This is a genomic window from Campylobacter concisus (assembly GCF_002912425.1).
In the GTDB taxonomy this organism is placed as follows: Bacteria; Campylobacterota; Campylobacteria; order Campylobacterales; family Campylobacteraceae; genus Campylobacter_A; species Campylobacter_A concisus_AH.
Genome location: NZ_POYR01000116.1, coordinates 26629 through 42909, shown reverse-complemented (window position 1 = coordinate 42909; position 16281 = coordinate 26629). Strand labels below are relative to the sequence as shown.

At 40.2% G+C, this 16281-nt stretch carries 23 protein-coding genes; all 23 read right to left on the bottom strand.

Annotated elements, in window-relative coordinates; translation table 11 throughout:
• Nucleotides 1-44: 44 nt before the first annotated feature.
• The 23 genes from CYP84_RS06615 to rpsE all read right to left on the bottom strand — a co-directional run bounded on the left by CYP84_RS06615 (nt 45) and on the right by rpsE (nt 16272).
• Entirely contained in the window at nt 45-944 is a 900-nt protein-coding gene (locus CYP84_RS06615) for a polyprenyl synthetase family protein (RefSeq protein ID WP_012140543.1), read from the bottom strand.
• Nucleotides 941-2050, bottom strand: a complete 1110-nt coding sequence (locus CYP84_RS06610) for a DUF7488 domain-containing protein (RefSeq protein ID WP_103637028.1) — start codon at nt 2048-2050, stop codon at nt 941-943. The genes CYP84_RS06615 and CYP84_RS06610 overlap by 4 nt, the downstream gene beginning before the upstream one ends.
• The gene (locus tag CYP84_RS06605) at nt 2047-2361 is read right to left on the bottom strand and encodes a YbaB/EbfC family nucleoid-associated protein (RefSeq protein ID WP_002941513.1); all 315 of its coding nucleotides are present in this window, start codon (nt 2359-2361) and stop codon (nt 2047-2049) included. The genes CYP84_RS06610 and CYP84_RS06605 overlap by 4 nt, the downstream gene beginning before the upstream one ends.
• Nucleotides 2362-2364: 3 nt before the next feature.
• Nucleotides 2365-2712, bottom strand: coding sequence for an aspartate 1-decarboxylase (gene panD / locus CYP84_RS06600; protein ID WP_002941539.1), 348 nt, complete (start codon nt 2710-2712; stop codon nt 2365-2367).
• A gap of 2 nt (nt 2713-2714) precedes the next feature.
• Nucleotides 2715-3998, bottom strand: coding sequence for a UDP-N-acetylmuramoyl-L-alanyl-D-glutamate--2,6-diaminopimelate ligase (locus tag CYP84_RS06595; RefSeq protein ID WP_103598704.1), 1284 nt, complete (start codon nt 3996-3998; stop codon nt 2715-2717).
• Nucleotides 3976-4530 carry a histidine kinase gene (locus tag CYP84_RS06590; RefSeq protein WP_103598711.1) on the bottom strand — a complete coding sequence of 185 codons (555 nt, stop codon included), beginning with the start codon at nt 4528-4530 and terminating at the stop codon, nt 3976-3978. Before CYP84_RS06590 ends, CYP84_RS06595 begins: the two co-directional genes overlap by 23 nt.
• Complete coding sequence (locus CYP84_RS06585; RefSeq protein ID WP_009295267.1) at nt 4517-4792, bottom strand: NifU family protein; 276 nt, start codon at nt 4790-4792, stop codon at nt 4517-4519. The genes CYP84_RS06590 and CYP84_RS06585 overlap by 14 nt, the downstream gene beginning before the upstream one ends.
• Nucleotides 4793-4928: 136 nt before the next feature.
• Entirely contained in the window at nt 4929-5849 is a 921-nt protein-coding gene (locus tag CYP84_RS06580) for an ABC transporter substrate-binding protein (RefSeq protein WP_103637027.1), read from the bottom strand.
• 75 nt (nt 5850-5924) lie between these two features.
• Nucleotides 5925-6617 (bottom strand): ABC transporter ATP-binding protein, encoded by a 693-nt coding sequence (locus tag CYP84_RS06575; RefSeq protein ID WP_103637026.1) that lies wholly within the window; start codon nt 6615-6617, stop codon nt 5925-5927.
• Nucleotides 6614-7363, bottom strand: coding sequence for an ABC transporter permease (locus CYP84_RS06570; RefSeq protein ID WP_103637025.1), 750 nt, complete (start codon nt 7361-7363; stop codon nt 6614-6616). Before CYP84_RS06570 ends, CYP84_RS06575 begins: the two co-directional genes overlap by 4 nt.
• Nucleotides 7360-7971 (bottom strand): hypothetical protein, encoded by a 612-nt coding sequence (locus CYP84_RS06565; protein WP_103637024.1) that lies wholly within the window; start codon nt 7969-7971, stop codon nt 7360-7362. The genes CYP84_RS06570 and CYP84_RS06565 overlap by 4 nt, the downstream gene beginning before the upstream one ends.
• 104 nt (nt 7972-8075) lie before the next feature.
• Nucleotides 8076-9062 carry a hypothetical protein gene (locus CYP84_RS06560; protein WP_103637023.1) on the bottom strand — a complete coding sequence of 329 codons (987 nt, stop codon included), beginning with the start codon at nt 9060-9062 and terminating at the stop codon, nt 8076-8078.
• A gap of 931 nt (nt 9063-9993) precedes the next feature.
• On the bottom strand, nt 9994-10350 hold the full coding sequence (gene rplQ, locus CYP84_RS06555) for a 50S ribosomal protein L17 (protein WP_002941584.1): 357 nt from the start codon (nt 10348-10350) through the stop codon (nt 9994-9996).
• Between the two features lie 11 nt (nt 10351-10361).
• Nucleotides 10362-11378 (bottom strand): DNA-directed RNA polymerase subunit alpha, encoded by a 1017-nt coding sequence (locus CYP84_RS06550; RefSeq protein WP_103637022.1) that lies wholly within the window; start codon nt 11376-11378, stop codon nt 10362-10364.
• Nucleotides 11379-11392: 14 nt separating this feature from the next.
• The gene (rpsD, locus tag CYP84_RS06545) at nt 11393-12019 is read right to left on the bottom strand and encodes a 30S ribosomal protein S4 (RefSeq protein WP_002941501.1); all 627 of its coding nucleotides are present in this window, start codon (nt 12017-12019) and stop codon (nt 11393-11395) included.
• Between the two features lie 25 nt (nt 12020-12044).
• A complete protein-coding gene (rpsK, locus tag CYP84_RS06540) occupies nt 12045-12437 on the bottom strand; it encodes a 30S ribosomal protein S11 (protein ID WP_002941551.1) in 393 nt (130 codons plus the stop codon).
• A 22-nt stretch (nt 12438-12459) separates the two neighbouring features.
• Entirely contained in the window at nt 12460-12828 is a 369-nt protein-coding gene (rpsM, locus tag CYP84_RS06535; protein ID WP_012140556.1) for a 30S ribosomal protein S13, read from the bottom strand.
• A 3-nt stretch (nt 12829-12831) separates the two neighbouring features.
• Entirely contained in the window at nt 12832-12945 is a 114-nt protein-coding gene (gene rpmJ / locus CYP84_RS06530; RefSeq protein WP_002941545.1) for a 50S ribosomal protein L36, read from the bottom strand.
• A 189-nt stretch (nt 12946-13134) separates the two neighbouring features.
• Nucleotides 13135-13353 (bottom strand): translation initiation factor IF-1, encoded by a 219-nt coding sequence (gene infA, locus CYP84_RS06525; RefSeq protein WP_002848031.1) that lies wholly within the window; start codon nt 13351-13353, stop codon nt 13135-13137.
• 36 nt (nt 13354-13389) lie between these two features.
• Entirely contained in the window at nt 13390-14148 is a 759-nt protein-coding gene (gene map / locus CYP84_RS06520; RefSeq protein WP_103637021.1) for a type I methionyl aminopeptidase, read from the bottom strand.
• Between the two features lies 1 nt (nt 14149).
• Complete coding sequence (gene secY / locus CYP84_RS06515) at nt 14150-15412, bottom strand: preprotein translocase subunit SecY (RefSeq protein WP_009295263.1); 1263 nt, start codon at nt 15410-15412, stop codon at nt 14150-14152.
• Nucleotides 15412-15813: a 50S ribosomal protein L15 gene (gene rplO, locus CYP84_RS06510; protein ID WP_002941506.1), complete on the bottom strand. Its 402-nt coding sequence runs from the start codon at nt 15811-15813 to the stop codon at nt 15412-15414. Before rplO ends, secY begins: the two co-directional genes overlap by 1 nt.
• Nucleotides 15814-15828: 15 nt before the next feature.
• Complete coding sequence (gene rpsE, locus CYP84_RS06505; protein ID WP_002941646.1) at nt 15829-16272, bottom strand: 30S ribosomal protein S5; 444 nt, start codon at nt 16270-16272, stop codon at nt 15829-15831.
• Nucleotides 16273-16281 lie beyond the last annotated feature (9 nt).

Below are 16281 nucleotides of genomic sequence, written 5' to 3'. Positions count from 1 at the left end.
CCCAAAATGTCTAAAAAGTGATATAAATTTACGAAATTTACGCACTATCTTAGATGCTTGTCTGTAAGCCCTAAGATCATCTTTGCAATGTTTGCATCTATCTGCTTTAGTGCCTCTTCTATCTCGCAAATAAGCTCATCTTTTTTCTTTTTTGCGCCAGATAGACCTAGTAAATTTGTAAATGAGTTTTTAGCTAGATCGTTATGCACGGGCTTTCCAGCGGCCGCTTCGTCGCTTGTAAGATCGATGATATCGTCTTGTATCTGAAAAGCAAGCCCAAGCTTTAGGCCGATATCATAAATTTTATCGCACTCTTTTTCGTCTAAATTTACTATCACAGCGCCCATTTTTAGGCTAGCAGCGATGAGCTTTGCGGTTTTGTGGATGTGTAAAAAGACTAGCTCATCAAGGCTTAGCATCTTGCCAGAGAGGCCAAATTTAGCCTTTGCTCTTTTGATGTCCTCTTTGTTTGTATTTTCAAAAAAACAATCCAGCGCCTGCCCTAGCACCATGCCGCTAACACCAGCATTCTGGCTTAAAATTTCAACGCACTTTATACGAGTGTCGGCTGGTAAATCGGCACGTGAAATTTCATAAAAAGCATGCGTATTTAGCGCATCTCCTGCAAGTATCGCAGTCGTCTCGTCGTATGTTACGTGAAGCGTTGGTGTGCCGCGCCTTAGGCTTGCGTTATCCATAGACGGCAGATCATCGTGGATGAGCGAGTATGTGTGCATCATCTCAAGCCCCAAAGCCACTCTCATCGCCTTTTGCGTGAGGCTTTTATCGACATTTTCGACCACACCAAGAAGCAAAAGCGCCCTAAAGTGCTTGCCTCCAGCCTTTAGCATAACGCCAAGTGCCTCCTCGTAGTAAGGATGAAAGCTAGGCGCCTTTGGCAAATTTGCATTTAGAAATTTTACGAAGTCCTCAAGTAGGCTCATTTTGGCACTCTTGCAAAGAACTGAAAGTCGTTTCTAGTAAATAAAAGCACGAAATTTTGCAGATCGCTTATCTTTTCTAAAAGCTCCTCGCGGCTGCTCACGCTCTCTTTGTTGTAGCCTAAAATTTTATCGCCGATCTTGATGCCAAAGATGTCGGCATTTGACTTTGGCTCGACCTTAGTAACTACTAAATTTTTATCAACCGTGATACCATAATCCACCAAAACTTTATCATCTAGCAAGCTTTCAGGCGACTTTGGCATGACATTTAAATTTGGCAGATCAAGGCTTGAAGGAGCGTCAATGTCGAGGCTTTGGTTAAATTTCACATCCCCGCTTACTGGCACTTGAAAGAGTAGCTCCTGCCTATCACGCTTCACTATGATGTCCAGTTTTGCGCCCTTTGGAGCAAAAAGCACCATCTCATTTAGCTCTCTTAGGCTCTTTGGCTTGATACCATTTACACTAACAAGCTCATCATCAACCATCATCATCTTGCCGCGGCCTAGTGGATCAACAAGACCCACAAAAAATTTATCCTCTTTTTGTAAGAATTTCACGCCGATATCGCCGTAATATACATCATCGTAAGATACAAAGTGCTTTAAATAGCGGTTTGGTATAAATTTATCAGCTCCAACAGCTATGCCTATCATCTTGCAACAAGGCGTGTTTATCTCGCCAGTCGCGTTATACTCGAAGCTTAGCGTATCAAAGTCGCCTAAATTTTGCCCCAAAGACTTGATGTGACCCATGACGGTGTTGTTTGCATCGTTTAAAATGCCAACCCAAGTGCTCTTTTTGATGCGCTCCTCGTTGGTCTCATCAGCCATCACAACAGGGCTTAGCTCCTTGCTAGAGCGCACTAAGAAAAGCTGCAAATATGGGTCAAATTTGACATATTCTCCAAGCGGGGCTCCGTCACTTTTTGGCACTGCGATCAAATTTTTAGTGATAGCCACGCCAAAGTGTTTATTTACCGAGACGATTGAGTTTTTGTTCTTTTCAAAGCAGGCGTTAAAGTCCTCTTGAGTAGGCCTAGGATCGGCGTTTAGGCAAAGTGCTGATAGCAAAAATGCAAGGGCAAATTTATATTTTAATCTCATTTTATCCCCATCGAAGCAAGGCCGCCAAGCATCCTTGAAGCGGTGTTTTTCTTATCGGCCTCAACTGATTTTAGCACGTCATTTACGGCGCTTATTAGCAAAATTTGCATACTCTCTTTATCTTCAAGCAAGCTATCATCTATGCTGATATCAAGTATCTCGCCGCTGCCGTTTGCTCTAACACTCACCAGTCCACCGCCACTTTTTGCTCCAAATTCTTTATTTTTGCTCTCTTCTTCCATCTGCTTGGCCTGCTTTTGCACATCCTCAAGCATCTGCCCCATCTTTGAAAAGTCAAATCCCTCAAACATCGCCTACTCCTTTATGATCTCGTTTTTGTTATTTACATGCACGATGGTTGGCTTAAATTTCTTAGCCTTTTTAAATTTCATACTAGCATAAGCCACGATGATGACCACGTCGCCAACGCAGACCTTTCTAGCAGCTGCGCCGTTTAGACAAATTTCGCCTTTTTTGCCCTTTATCACGTAGGTGGCAAATCTCTCGCCGTTATTTACGTCTAAAATTTCAACCTTTTGATTTTCTATCAAATTTGCAGCTTTTATAAGCTCCTCGCCGATGCTGATCGAGCCAACATAGTTTAAATTTGCGTCTGTTACGACGGCTCTGTGGATCTTACTAGCTAAAATTTCTATATTCATTTTTACCTCTTTAAAAGCTCTTTTACTACTTCTTTGTCGCTAAATGGGTGCTTGACGCCCTTTATCTCCTGATATGGCTCGTCGCCTTTGCCAAGTATGACAAGCGCCCAGCCAGGTTCTAGCTTGCTAATGGCTAGCGCGATCGCCTCTTTGCGGTTGGCGTTTCGTATCAAATTTTCATTTTGGCTCATGCCAGCGCAAATTTCATCGATTATGCTCTCTGGCTCTTCGCTTCTTGGATTATCACTTGTAACGATGCAAATTCTTGCGTATTTTTGGGCTATCGCTCCCATTTTAGGGCGCTTTGTCCTATCTCTGTCGCCGCCTGCGCCAAAGACCGCGATCAAATTTAGATGTCTAAGCGAGTTTAGCACCTTTTCGATGCCATCAGGCGTATGGGCAAAATCCACGATGACTAGCGGATCGGTGCTAACGACCTCCATCCTGCCACTCACTCCCCTAAATTTACTTATCGCCTTTGAAAGTGCGGCCGCTTCTGGGCGCTCTAGCAGGCAAACAGCTCCAAGAGCGGCGATTAGGTTATAGAGATTAAACTCGCCTTGAAGGCTTGAGTCTATCTCCACATCGCCATTTGGCGTCTTGATAACTGCGTCTATGCCGTCTTTTAGCCCATAAACTATCGGCGCAAAGCTAGCTGGCTTTTTGAGTGCGTATGTGTAGGCGTTTTTTGGGTTAAATTTAACTCCACCATCGTCAATGTTTATGAGTTTTACGCTCTCATCGTCAAAGAAGCTTGATTTTACCCTAGCGTACTCCTCCATGCTCTTGTGGTAGTCTAGGTGATCTTGCGTTAGGTTTGTAAAAATTTTAAGAGCAAAATTTAAGCTCTCTATGCGTTTTTGAGCGATCGCGTGTGAGCTAACCTCCATCACGAAGTACTCACAGCCCTGTTCGCTGGCTGCTTTGAGATATGAGAGCGTCTTTAAAATGGCACTTGTCGTAAGCGCCTTGTCATCTATCTGCTCACCCTCTATAAAAGCCCCTCTAGTGCCACTTAGCCCGCATTTTTTGCCTAACTTTCGCAGGGTCTCGTAGATAGCCGCAGCCGTTGTGGTCTTGCCATTTGTCCCTGTGATGCCAACTATCTTTAAGCTTTCATCTATTTTTAAAAGCTTTTTGCACTCTTCAAGGGTGATTATTTTAGCGCCGTTTTTTGCCGCAGCCTCTGCAAATTTCGCATTTGCAGTAGTTTGCACAAAGTATGCACCCTGTTCGCACTCGTTTGAGTCATCTGTTATGAAGCTATTTTCTACTGATATTTTCATCGTTTTGTCTTTTTTGTATCTCTTTAAAAAGCTGATCTATACGCTCGTCGCCGCCAAACATCACCGCCGCACTCTCAAGGTAGTTCATGCTCATATCGATGAAGTCATTTTTTATCAAATTTCCTAAAAATTCCAAAAAATCGTCTTTGTTTGAGATCATGACCTTCGTTGAGAACATGATGTTTTCAAAGACCTTTTTAAAGCTGCCGTCCTTATAAACAGCCCTTTTAAAGTCCTCGTAGCTGATCGCGTCTTGCTCTTCAAAATACTCGCTCTCCTCGTCTCTGGACTCTAAAATTTTTAAAATTTCCTCCATGCCCTCGTCGTCCTCGCCAGCTCTTACCTTAGCCATGTAGTAGTCAAACAAGAGCTTTGCCTCCTCGGCATTTTCCTCGCCAAGAGAGCAAATTTGTATCAAAAATAGCAAATTTTTCTCTTGCGTCTTTTCGTAGGCTAGTGAAAAGTAAAAGATCGCATCTTTAAATTTAGAGCGTTTGAAATATTTTATGCCTATTTTTTTATAATCTATCAATGTCAAATTCCTCGCCTATTGGGACATTTATGACCTCAAGCTCTGGATGAATGTCTATGCGAAGCTGCCTTTCGATGCCGTATTTTAGCGTGGTTGTGCTAGCTGCGCATCCGTGGCAATGCCCTGTGAGTCTTACATAAATTTTGCCGTTTTTTATGCCAAGTAGCTCCATGCCGCCGCCGTCATTTTCAAGCATCGGTAGCACCTTTTGCAAACTCGCAGTCACTGGTTTTAAAAGCTCTTCATCACTAAATGGGATCATATTTTTTCCTTAAATTTTTTAGCTATTATAGCAGATAAAGTGCAAACAAACGTTTTTTAGGCTTTTTCTGGGGGCATTTTGGCTTTAAATTTTGGTGGTTTTTTGTGAGAAAAAAGGGCAAATTTGCCCTTTAAATTTAGTTTAGTAGAAGTGATTTTATATCTATTTTATGCTCTATCATCTTACTTTCAAGCATAAATTCTTGCGTAGCTTCAAGCGCTTTTATATCATCAGCCGTGATCTTTGAGCTAAAGTCGTACTGAGGATACATACTCTTTACCGCCTCTATGCTAAGCCCAGTCTCTTCAGCTGTAAATTTAAGCGCCTCATCCTCGTTTGATTTGATGTAGGCCAAAATTTCATCCTGAGCCTTTTTAAATTTCTCAACTACATCTTTATGCTTTTTATAAAACTCTCCGCTTGTTGCCGTGACGATGACTGGTGTGATGACGCCTTTGCCAGTTGTCACTACATTTAGGCCTGATTTTTGAGCGTTGTAGGCCGCTGGTCCTGCAAGAAGCGCTGCATCGACGCTGCCGTTTTCAAGTGCAGCTTGCGCAGCTGGGATACCCATAGAGATGAACTCTACGTCGTTTATGCTAAGTCCGCCAAGAGCTAGGTATCTCACCAAAAGCTCGTTTAAGATGGTGCCTTTTGGGCCTGCTACTTTTTTGCCTTTTAGATCTTTTGGCGACTTGATGTTTTTATCTTTAGAAAATATAACAAAGGCCTCTGGTGCCCTTGAATAGGCGCTTATGATCTTTATATCAGCCTTATTTGCCGCTGCAAGTATGACCGAAGTGCCGCCAACGCAGTTTAAAAACTGGAGCGAATTTGAAGCGAGCGCTTGCGTTTGCTTAGCACCCGAGGTGATTTCGGAGTATTCGACCAGCATGCCAAAAGACTTTGCGTAAAAGCCTTTAAATTTATCGACGATCGATGGGACGTTTAGCGGCGATTTGACGTAGGTCATGCCGATCTTATCTAAGCCCTCGCTTGCGTTTGCAACTAGACAAAGCAAAGAGGCCGCGCACAAAACCTTAAAAAACTTTCTCATACTTGCTCCTTTTAAAAATTTTCAAGATTATATAATCTTTTGCTTCATTTTGGTTTTAATTATCATTTTATTTGCCTAAATTTCACTCAAAATTTTGCGTTTTATCGCTATTAGCTCCTCGCTTAGCAGATCTCTTGGCCTTGCTAAATTTGATAGCTCGTAGCTTGACTTTATCCCGCCCTTTTCAAGCAAGATGATCTCATCAGCCAAAAATAGCGCCTCGTCGATGTTATGAGTGACAAAAAGGATGGTTTTGCCAGCTTGTATTTTTAGGATTTCAGCTTGCATGCTAGCTCTCGTAAATGCATCAAGCGCGGCAAATGGCTCGTCCATTAGGATCAAATTTGCCTCATATGCAAGCACCCTTGCAAGCGAAACACGCGAGCTCATACCGCCAGAGAGCTGCGAAACTGCGGCAAATTTAAAGTCGCTAAGCCCTATCATCGATATCAAGCTATCTATCTTTTCAGCCTCGATATCCTGCTTTTTAAGAGGAAAAACGATGTTTTCATATACGTTTAAAAACGGCATGAGACGGGGCTCTTGAAAGACAAAGCCGATCTTTGCTTGCTCTTTAAATTTTATCTCGCCCTGACTTACGCTCTCAATACCAGCAACAAGCCTTAAAAGCGTAGTTTTGCCACAACCGCTTCTGCCAAGTATGACAGTGATCTTATCTTTTTTTATGCTCAAATTTAGCTCTTTTAAGACATCGATACGCTTTTCGCCTATAAAAAAATGCTTGGATAAATTTGAAATTTCTATCATTTCTCACCTCGTAAAAGGCTAAATTTCGCTATCAAAAGCAAAAAGAGCCTATCTATGAGCACGCCGCAAATGCCGATCGTAAAAATGCCCACAAATATCCTATCCGCATGTGAGAGCTCCTCTGCATCAAGGATTAAGTAGCCTAGCCCGCTTGAAGCCGCTATCATCTCCGCTCCGATGATCGCGCGCATGGCGTAGCCAAAGCCTATTCGTATGCCGACAAAGATATCTTTTAGCGCGCTTTTTAAGATGATCTTGTAAAAAATTTCAAATTTGCTAAAACCAAAAATTTTACCGACTTCGATGAGCTTCACGTCGCAGCTCGTTAGCCCCTTTTGGATGCTTAGAAACATCGGGAAAAACGAGGCTAGGATGATAATGATGATCTTTGGCGTCTCGTTTATACCAAACCAAAGCACCAAAATGGCGATCAAACTAAGCGGCGGGATATTTCTAAAAAACTCCAGTATCCACTCGTAATAAACACTGATCTTTGGCAAAAGTGCCGCTATACCGCCAAGCACGAGCGCTAGGGCAAACGAGAGAGCATATCCTGCAAATATACGCTTAAAGCTGATGATCGTATGCGTAGCAAGCTCGCCGCTTAGGCTCATGCTATACATCGTCTTTAGCGTAGATAGCGGACTTGGCAAGATATACGGCGTGAAAATTTCTAGCTCGCAAACGACCTGCCAGATGGCAAAGATCACTAGGATCAAAACACTCTTTTTAAAAATCTCCCTCACAGCCCATCTCCGTTGTGACAGCCGTTTTCGCAGTATAAAAGCTCGATGATCTGGTAGTTTTTAAGCTCGCTAAATTTATATGAAAGGGCGTTTTCTATCCTTTCTTTGCTGCTAAGACTTAGTGTTTTTACGCCCAAATTTGTAAAAAAGCCCGGCGGTATCGGACTTTTCTCGATGTTGCGCATCTTTAAATTTATGGCGTTTTGCTCCCTAAAGCTTCTCCACGTCAAAAATGTGGTTCGCGCTAAATTTAGCCCTCTGCCAAGCTCTGCCAAGTCCTCGCAGGGCGTCGTCATGTAAAGCCACTCGTCCTCTTTTAGCTTTGCGCTAAGCTCAAGCGCGCTTTCTATTAAAATGGGGTTTAAATTTGAGATGAGATCGGCCTGCTCTTTGAAATTTGCCCTGATGAAATTTACAGCTCTCGGACAGCGACTATCGTAAATAAGCTCACTTTGCGCAAGAGCGTTTTTGTATGCGTTTTTTACGCTTTTAACGTGGTCCTTTTCGCACTCTACTACGCTAAAGCCTTTGTCTTGCAAAATTTCTTTAAGTGCAGCAAAGTCGTAGATGTTTTTTACAACAGGATTTAACCAAACCACTTTTTTCATAAGAGCTCCCGTTAAATTTAAAGCAAAATGTAATAATTAAAATCAAAATTGTATCACTTGAAAGTAAAAAGATGGCTTTGGAGGTTAAATTGATAAGAAAATAGCTAGACTCTTACGTCTAAATTTCGCTTTTTCTGGCTTTTCTCCATCAGTTTTAGTATGTCTATGCCGCTTTTTTCAAGGCGCATTAGCTCCTTAAGGTAGGCAAATTTCTCATCTTTATTGATATCGTAGGTCGCTAGTTTCTCGCTTCGACCGATCACCGAGGCATAGACCTTGTTGCCATCAAGCTTGTCCGTGTTTTGCACATTATAAAGCGACAGCACGCCCTCTATCACCTCTTTAAATTTCGCGCCGCTCTTCATGCCAGCCTTCATCAGCGTCAAAAATCTCTGCCTGCTCTCATCGTCAGTGAAATTTATACTTTGCATTGTCTCATATTCGATCGGTGGCTTGTTCGTGCTGGTTAGCATTGAGATAGCCTTCTTGCCTATCGTAATACTCTCCACGCCGACCCTCTCGCCAAGATATTGCCTCAGCGCATAATCCAGCCACCTATCCTTAAATTCTTCTACGCTCATGTCCTTATCAAGTATCTCAAAGCCCTCCACGTGGCTCTTGTGTCTAAGTCCAAGCAAGGTGCCGTTATCATCTTTTGACGTGTACTCTTTCGCAAAGAGATCGACGTTTGTTGGATAGTATCCGATGATCGATTCGTAAAGTCTTCCAAAGCCAAGCGCCTCGGTCTGACTAACAAAGCTTTTAAGCTCGTTTATCTCATCTTGTCTCATTTGCTTGTCGTATCCCATGAGCTTGCCCCAGATACTTATCTTGCCATTAGCGGCCATGCCTGTGAGTGAGTTATCTCTAGCAAATTTTAGTGGCTCATCATCTTTGCTAAATTTGCTCTCGCTCGTGCGACTTAAATTTATCTGCTCACTGCTTTGGTTGGTCTTTTTGGTTAAATTCTGAGATGAGAAATTTAAGGAATTTTCGTCTGAAGTTGGTTTAATATGGCTAGCGCCTTGCTCTCTAATGTTTTGAAAGCCACTGTATAAATTTACATTAGCTCCATTTACACCACCTATCATCTCAAGTCCTTTGTAAGATAGTTAAAACAAATATCGTCTCTTTCAGAGTAAAATTTAGAAATTTGTAGAGTTTGACTTGTAAATTTAGGCTGGCTTGAGACTGGATAAATTTGGATATTTTAGAAGGCTGGAATTTAGAATTTACTTTGTAGAATTTGCATCTATCGGTTTTTGATTGTATCTGGTTCATATATTTTGGTTTAGTTTTATCGTATCTAGTCTATATATTTGGTTGTTAATTTACCATATACAACTCCGCATATTTGTCATATCATAGGCTATTTCAGATCAAATTTATGTCATCTTCTTGGTCACCCTAGTTACATTGGCCAAGCCCTTTTTGTAGTCTATCAAAATTTAGAATTTTGCAACTTTTTGGATTATAAATTTTAAATTTGTTTTTTTGAATAATTTAAATTTGAGATAGTTTATCTGGATAATTTACCCTGCTTTTGGTTTTGCATCTTAAATATATAGTCCCTAATCCTAAAACATCGCAAAATAGCTTATAGATTTAACCTAGAAACACTCAAAATAGAAATAACCCGCCCAAAGCAAATATCACAAAAAATCACCGAAGTAAAATTTAAAAACTACTAGATCTAAATTTAGAAATTTATGGCGTTGGCTTTAAAATTTAATAGATAAGTTGAGCTAGAAATTTAAAACCTCATTTTGAAAGTTTTTGGCATAAATTAAAGAGTGTCTGCTTGCGTTTTTTGTGCTTACAAACCGCTATAAATTTACTTACACCAACTATTTTAACCTATCACAGCAGCTCATCTAAAAGCCACGAAATAAAAATTTATAATGCTCCGACTTGTAAATTTGCCATAGACTAAAATGGATAAATTTAAAACAAAATTTTTAAAAAATAAACGTAAAAAGAAAAATTTAGAAAGAAAAGAGAGCCAGATAGGCTCTCTGGGGATTATTCAGCTACTAGCTCTATATAAGCCATCTCAGCCGCATCGCCTCTGCGAACGCGAGTTTTGATGATTCTTGTATAGCCACCGTTGCGCTCTTTAAATTTTGGAGCTACTTCAGTAACTAGCTTATTTGTAGTCTCTTTGTCTTGCAATGAAGCAAATACTGCTCTGTGAGCGTTAGAGTCGCCCTTTCTAGCTCTTGTGATAAGCTTTTCAACATAGCTTCTAAGCTCTTTTGCTTTTGGTAAAGTTGTCTCTATCTTTTCGCTTTTGATGATAGCTATCGCTAAATTCTTAAGCAATGCAGATCTATGAGATGACGTTCTACCAAGTTTGCGATATCCGTGTTTATGTCTCATCTATTGTCCTTTTATTCTTTTGCACTCATTTGTGATTTTAGCTCGGTTATTTTCTTTCTGAGTTGCTCTTTGCTATCTTTTAACACATCGACACCAACTGGATAGCCTATCTCTTCCATAACCGCTTTTATCTCTTCAAGAGATTTTTTACCTAAATTTTTAAGCTCTTTAAGCTCATTTTCGTCCATCAACGCAAGCTCACCGATAAATCTAATATCGGCTTTGTCAAGGCAGTTAAAACTTCTAGCGCTTAAATTTAGATCTTCTACACTAGAAAGTAGCTTTGAGAACTCGCCGCTTGCACTTGAACTAGCAACTGGGGCGCTAACATCAATATCTAAAATTCCTTTAAATACTGACATTTGTTGATACATAGCTTCTAAACAATTTTTAAAAGCTTCTACTGGACCAACTTGACCATCTGTTGTAATCGTAAATACGATTTTCTCGTAGTCTGGGTCATCTTCAACCAAGACGTTTTGTATATCGTAAACTGCTTTTTTAACTGGTGTAAAGAAAGCGTCAAGTGCGATAAAGTCGTCTTCGATCTCTTCTCTGATCTCTTCACTAGGAACATATCCGATACCTTTTTGGATGATAACTGAGAAATTTAACTCAGCATCTTCGTTGATAGTCGCAAGATATGCATCTGGATTAACGATCTCAACTAGGTCGTTATTTAGGTCAGCGCCAGTTATCTCTTTTGGTCCTTTAAAGCTATACTCTATAACTTCACGCTCACTGCTGCTTTTTAATTTAAATCTGATCTTCTTCAAATTTATAATAAAAAATGCTACGTCTTCAAGCATGCCGCGCATACTATCAAATTCGTGGCTAACGCCTTTTATCTTTACACCAATAGGGGCAAAACCTACCGTACTTGTGTAAAGAAGGCGGCGAAGCGGGTGAGCCAAAGTAACAGCATAACCTGCTTCAAAAGGATATGCTGTGATGTTAGCTACATTTTCGCTAACACTTTTAACTTCAATTTCAGTTGGCATATAAGCTGATGTAGTAATCTTTCTCATCTTTATACCCTCTATTATTTCGAATAAAGCTCTACTATAAATCTTTCCTCAACAGGAATGATAACCTCTTCTCTTTCTGGATTTCTAGTGAAAATTCCAAATTTTTTCTCTTTTTCCACATCTACCCATGCAACGATGCCAGTTTGAGCTGTAAGATCGATCGCACGAACGATTTGTGGATTGTTTTTAGATTTCTCAGCAACTTCTACTTTAGAGCCTGGCTCCACTCTGTAAGATGGGATATCCACTCTCTTGCCATTTACTAAAATATGTCCATGAGTTACAAGCTGGCGAGCAAAACGACGAGTCGTTGCAAAGCCCATTCTGTAAACAACATTGTCTAATCTCTGCTCTAGTAGTTGAACCAAAAGAGCACCAGTGTTGCCCTCGCGGCGTGCTGCTTCTTGGAACAATCTTCTAAATTGTTTCTCTGAAACGCCATACATAAATTTAGCTTTTTGCTTCTCGCGAAGTTGTAAGCCATATTCGCTTATTTTTGCTCTTCTTTGTCCGTGTTGTCCTGGTGCATAAGGTCTTTTTTCTAAAGCACTTTTACCAGCAAGTCTTCTTTCGCCTTTTAACGCAAGAGACACACCAAGACGTCTTTCTAATTTTTCAACAGGTCCTGTATATCTAGCCATAATAATTTCTCCTAATTTTCTCTAATTATACGCGGCGGCGTTTTGGCGGTCTGCAACCATTGTGTGGTAAAGGTGTGATATCTTTGAAGAAAGTTACTTTTATACCTTCAACACCACCTACACTCTTAACAGCCGTTTCACGTCCGCTACCTGGACCTTGAACCTTAATGCCAACTTCTTTAATGCCGTGCTCTTTTGCTTTATTTAAAGCATCTTCTACGGCTTGTTGAGCTGCATAAGGAGTTGATTTTTTACTACCTTTAAAGCCTAAGCCACCTGCACTACTCCATGCAATAGCATTTCCCATCTCATCAGTTACAGTTACCATAGTATTGTTAAATGTTGCACTGATATAAACGATACCTTTGGCTATACTTTTTCTAACTACTTTTTTCTTAACAATTTTTCTTTTCGCCATTTATTATCCTTTAACCCTTGCCTTACTTAGTAGCCGCACCGACAGTTTTACGTCTGCCTTTTCTGGTTCTAGCATTAGTTTTAGTCTTTTGACCACGAACAGGAAGACCTTTTCTGTGGCGAAGACCTCTATAACTTCCAAGATCCATAAGAGCTTTGATATCCATAGCAACTTGTTTTCTCAAGTCACCCTCAACGACGTGGTGCTCTTGAATTTCTTTACGGATAGCTGCTGCTTCGTCTTCGCTAAGCTCATAAACTCTCTTGTCGTAAGAAATTCCAGCTGCGTCAAGAATTTGACGAGATTTATAAAGACCTATACCATAGATATAAGTCAAACCATACTCAATTCTCTTTTTGTTTGGTAAATCTACACCTGCAATACGTGCCATGCCTTATCCTTGTCTTTGTTTATGTTTTGGATTTTCGCAGATAACACGAATTATGCCACTACGTTTGACAATTTTACATTTGTCACACATCTTCTTTACAGAAGGACGAACTTTCATTTTAGTCTCCTAAAAATTTATTCCACTTTTTTAGGGGCTGCATCAGGTCTAAAGAAAGAATTTAAACCAACTATTTTCAAAATAAGTGGGGAACTTTGAAAATAATTCTTCATACAGCTTTTCGCAAAGCTTGGATTTTACCCAAAACCAGCTTTAAATTTACTTAGCATATTTGCCAAGAGCCTAAATTTACTTATATCTATAAGTGATCCTGCCCTTGTCTAGGCTATATGGCGTAAGTTCTACTTTTACGCGGTCGCCAGGCATTATCTTTATATAATGCATTCTCATCTTTCCAGCGATATGACATAAAATTATATGTTTGTTGTCAAGCTCAACTTTAAAAGTTGCATTTGGCAGTGCTTCAACAACATTTCCATCAATCTCAATGACATCGTCTTTTGCCACAAACTCTCCTTTCTTTAAATTTTTTTGCTATAAATTTTACGCTTGGCTTAAAATTTCGGCTTTGCCATTAACTATCGCCATGCAATGCTCATAATGGCTAGTTCTCAAACCATCTTTTGAGGTTACTTTCCAGTTATCGCTTCCTAAAACTGGCGTGCCATCTTTTTGGCAGATCATCGGCTCTATACAAAAAACCATCCCCTCTTTTATCTTTGGTCCAGCTTTTGGATTGTTCCCTTCAAGATAATTTGGAATTTCTGGCTCTTCATGTGGCCTTTTGCCTATGCCATGACCGCAATATCCGCGCAAAGGTACATATCCTCTACCAAGAATAAATTTCTCAAGCTCGTAGCTAATCTCTTTAAAATGCATACCAGCTCTTATAAAATCAATCGCATAATATAGCGCGTCTTTTGAGCAAGCGATCAAAGCTTCGTCTTCTTTTGAAATTTTACCAACTCCAAATGTCCTAGCTGAATCACCAAAATAACCATCTAAATTTGAGCCAATATCTACACTAACGATATCACCCTCTTTTAGTTTGTACTCGTTTGGAATTCCGTGGATCACCACTTCATTGACGCTTATGCAAGCTGCATTTGGAAAGCCGTAAAGCCCTTTAAAAGCAGGTTTTGCTCCAGCGGCTCTTATCATATCTTCACAAATTTTATCTATCTCAAGAAGTGAAATTCCAGGTTTTATGATCGTAGAAACATGATCAAGTGTTCGAGCGACGATCTTATTCGCCGCTCTCATTTTCTCTATTTCAGCTGGTCTTTTTAGCGTGATAGCCATTTTATAGACCTACTGCACTTAGAGTTTGATATTTGTTTGTATAAGACTGAGCTTCTATACGTCTCATCGTATCAAGTGCTACTGAAACCACGATAAGAACTGATGTACCACCAAAATAAAATGGTACGCCCATAGTCTTTACAAGTACCCAAGGTAATGTTGAAATGATACCCAAGTATAAAGCACCACCTAAAGTTAGCCTGCCAGCTACTTCATTTAGATAGCTAGCTGTACTCTCGCCTGGTCTAACGCCTGGGATAAATCCGCCTTGTTTCTTTAAATTTTCACTTATATCTTTTGTATTAAACACGATAGATGCGTAGAAAAACGCAAAGAAGATGATAAATAAAAATGTCAAAACGTTAAACATATAGCCATTTGGACTTAAAAAGTCGTTGATAGCCTGGATTACTGGATTTGTGCTAGCCTGCAAAATAGTGCTTGGAAACATCAAAATCGCACTAGCAAATATCGGTGGAATAACGCCACTTAAATTTACTTTGATCGGTATATAGTTCATTATACGTTTGTTTTGATTTTCCATTATTACTTTTCTTGAGTAAGAAATAGGGATACGTCTTTCGCCCATCTCGACAAAGATAATAGCACCAATAGTCGCTAAAATGATCACCAAAATAGCGATGACTGTTAAGAAATTCATCTCAGAAGTATTTACCAAATTTACAGTTCCGCCGATCGCACTAGGTATGCCAGAGACGATGCCCGCAAAGATGATAAGACTTATACCATTGCCTATACCGCGCTGTGTGATCTGCTCACCTATCCACATAAGTAGCATAGTGCCAGTTAGCATAGACACAGCAGAGATCGCGATAAATAAATTCATATCTATCATGATAGCTTGCTCGCCACCACGACCGCTTAAGCTTTGAAGTCCGATAGAGACGCCGATTGATTGTACAAGAGTGATAACGATGGTTGCATAACGTATGATTTGCATATATTTTTGCATACCGTCGCGCTCTTTTTTCATCTGACCTAACTTTGGAAATGTCGCTGCTAGAAGCTCCATGATGATCGAAGCTGTGATATAAGGCATGATACCTAGAGATATGATACTTAAACGCTCAGCGGCCTTACCACTAAACATATTAAATAGACCCAAGGCGTTGCTATTGTTTGAATTGAAAAATTCTTTAATTACGTCGACATTAACACCAGGAACTGGCACATAAGCCAGTATCCTGTATGCGAACAAAAATGCCAACGTGATCAAAATCTTGTTGGTCAGTGTTTTATCCATTATTTTGTTCCGCTAACGCTAACGTTCTCGTCTTTGATCTTTGAAGCAAGAGCTTTTGCGCTTGCACCGATTAGTTTTATCTTAGTAACGCTCTTTGAAATTTTATGAACGCTAGCTATTGTTGCGATTGAAATTTCCGCAAGTTCTTTTATAGCTGCGATCTTTTCAACATTGATAACATAAGGTTTTTCAAATTTAGAAGCAAAGCCTACCTTTGGAAGACGTCTTTGAAGTGGTTGTTGTCCGCCCTCAAAACCTCTTTTTTCATTATAGCCTTTTCTTGCTCTTTGACCTTTGTTGCCTTTGCCAGCAGTTTTGCCATTGCCACTGCCTTGACCACGACCTATTCTTTTAGTTGCATGAGTTGAACCTGCAGCAGGTGTTAATTTTTCTAATGCCATCTTAACTCCTTTCTCTTAGCTTTTTAGCAAACTAAGTGCTTTTATAGTAGCACGAACGACGTTTGCTGAGTTGTTTGAGCCAAGTGATTTAGTAAGGATATCCTTAATACCTGCAAGCTCGATAATAGGACGTGCACTACCACCAGCGATAACACCAGTACCTTCGCTAGCTGGGCGAAGTAACATTCTACTTGCGTTATATTTTACCTCTACATCGTGAGGGATAGTTGTGCCCTTGATCTTAACGTGGATAATATTTTTAAATGCGTCGTCAATCGCTTTTCTCATCGCATCTGGCACCTCTTTGGCTTTGCCATATCCAAAGCCAACTAGGCCATTTCTATTACCAACAACAACTAAAGCTGTAAATCTAAATCTACGACCACCTTTAACAACCTTTGTAACCCGACCGATATCGACGATTACTTCTTCAAATTCTTCTCTATTATATTTTTCCATCGATTTTCC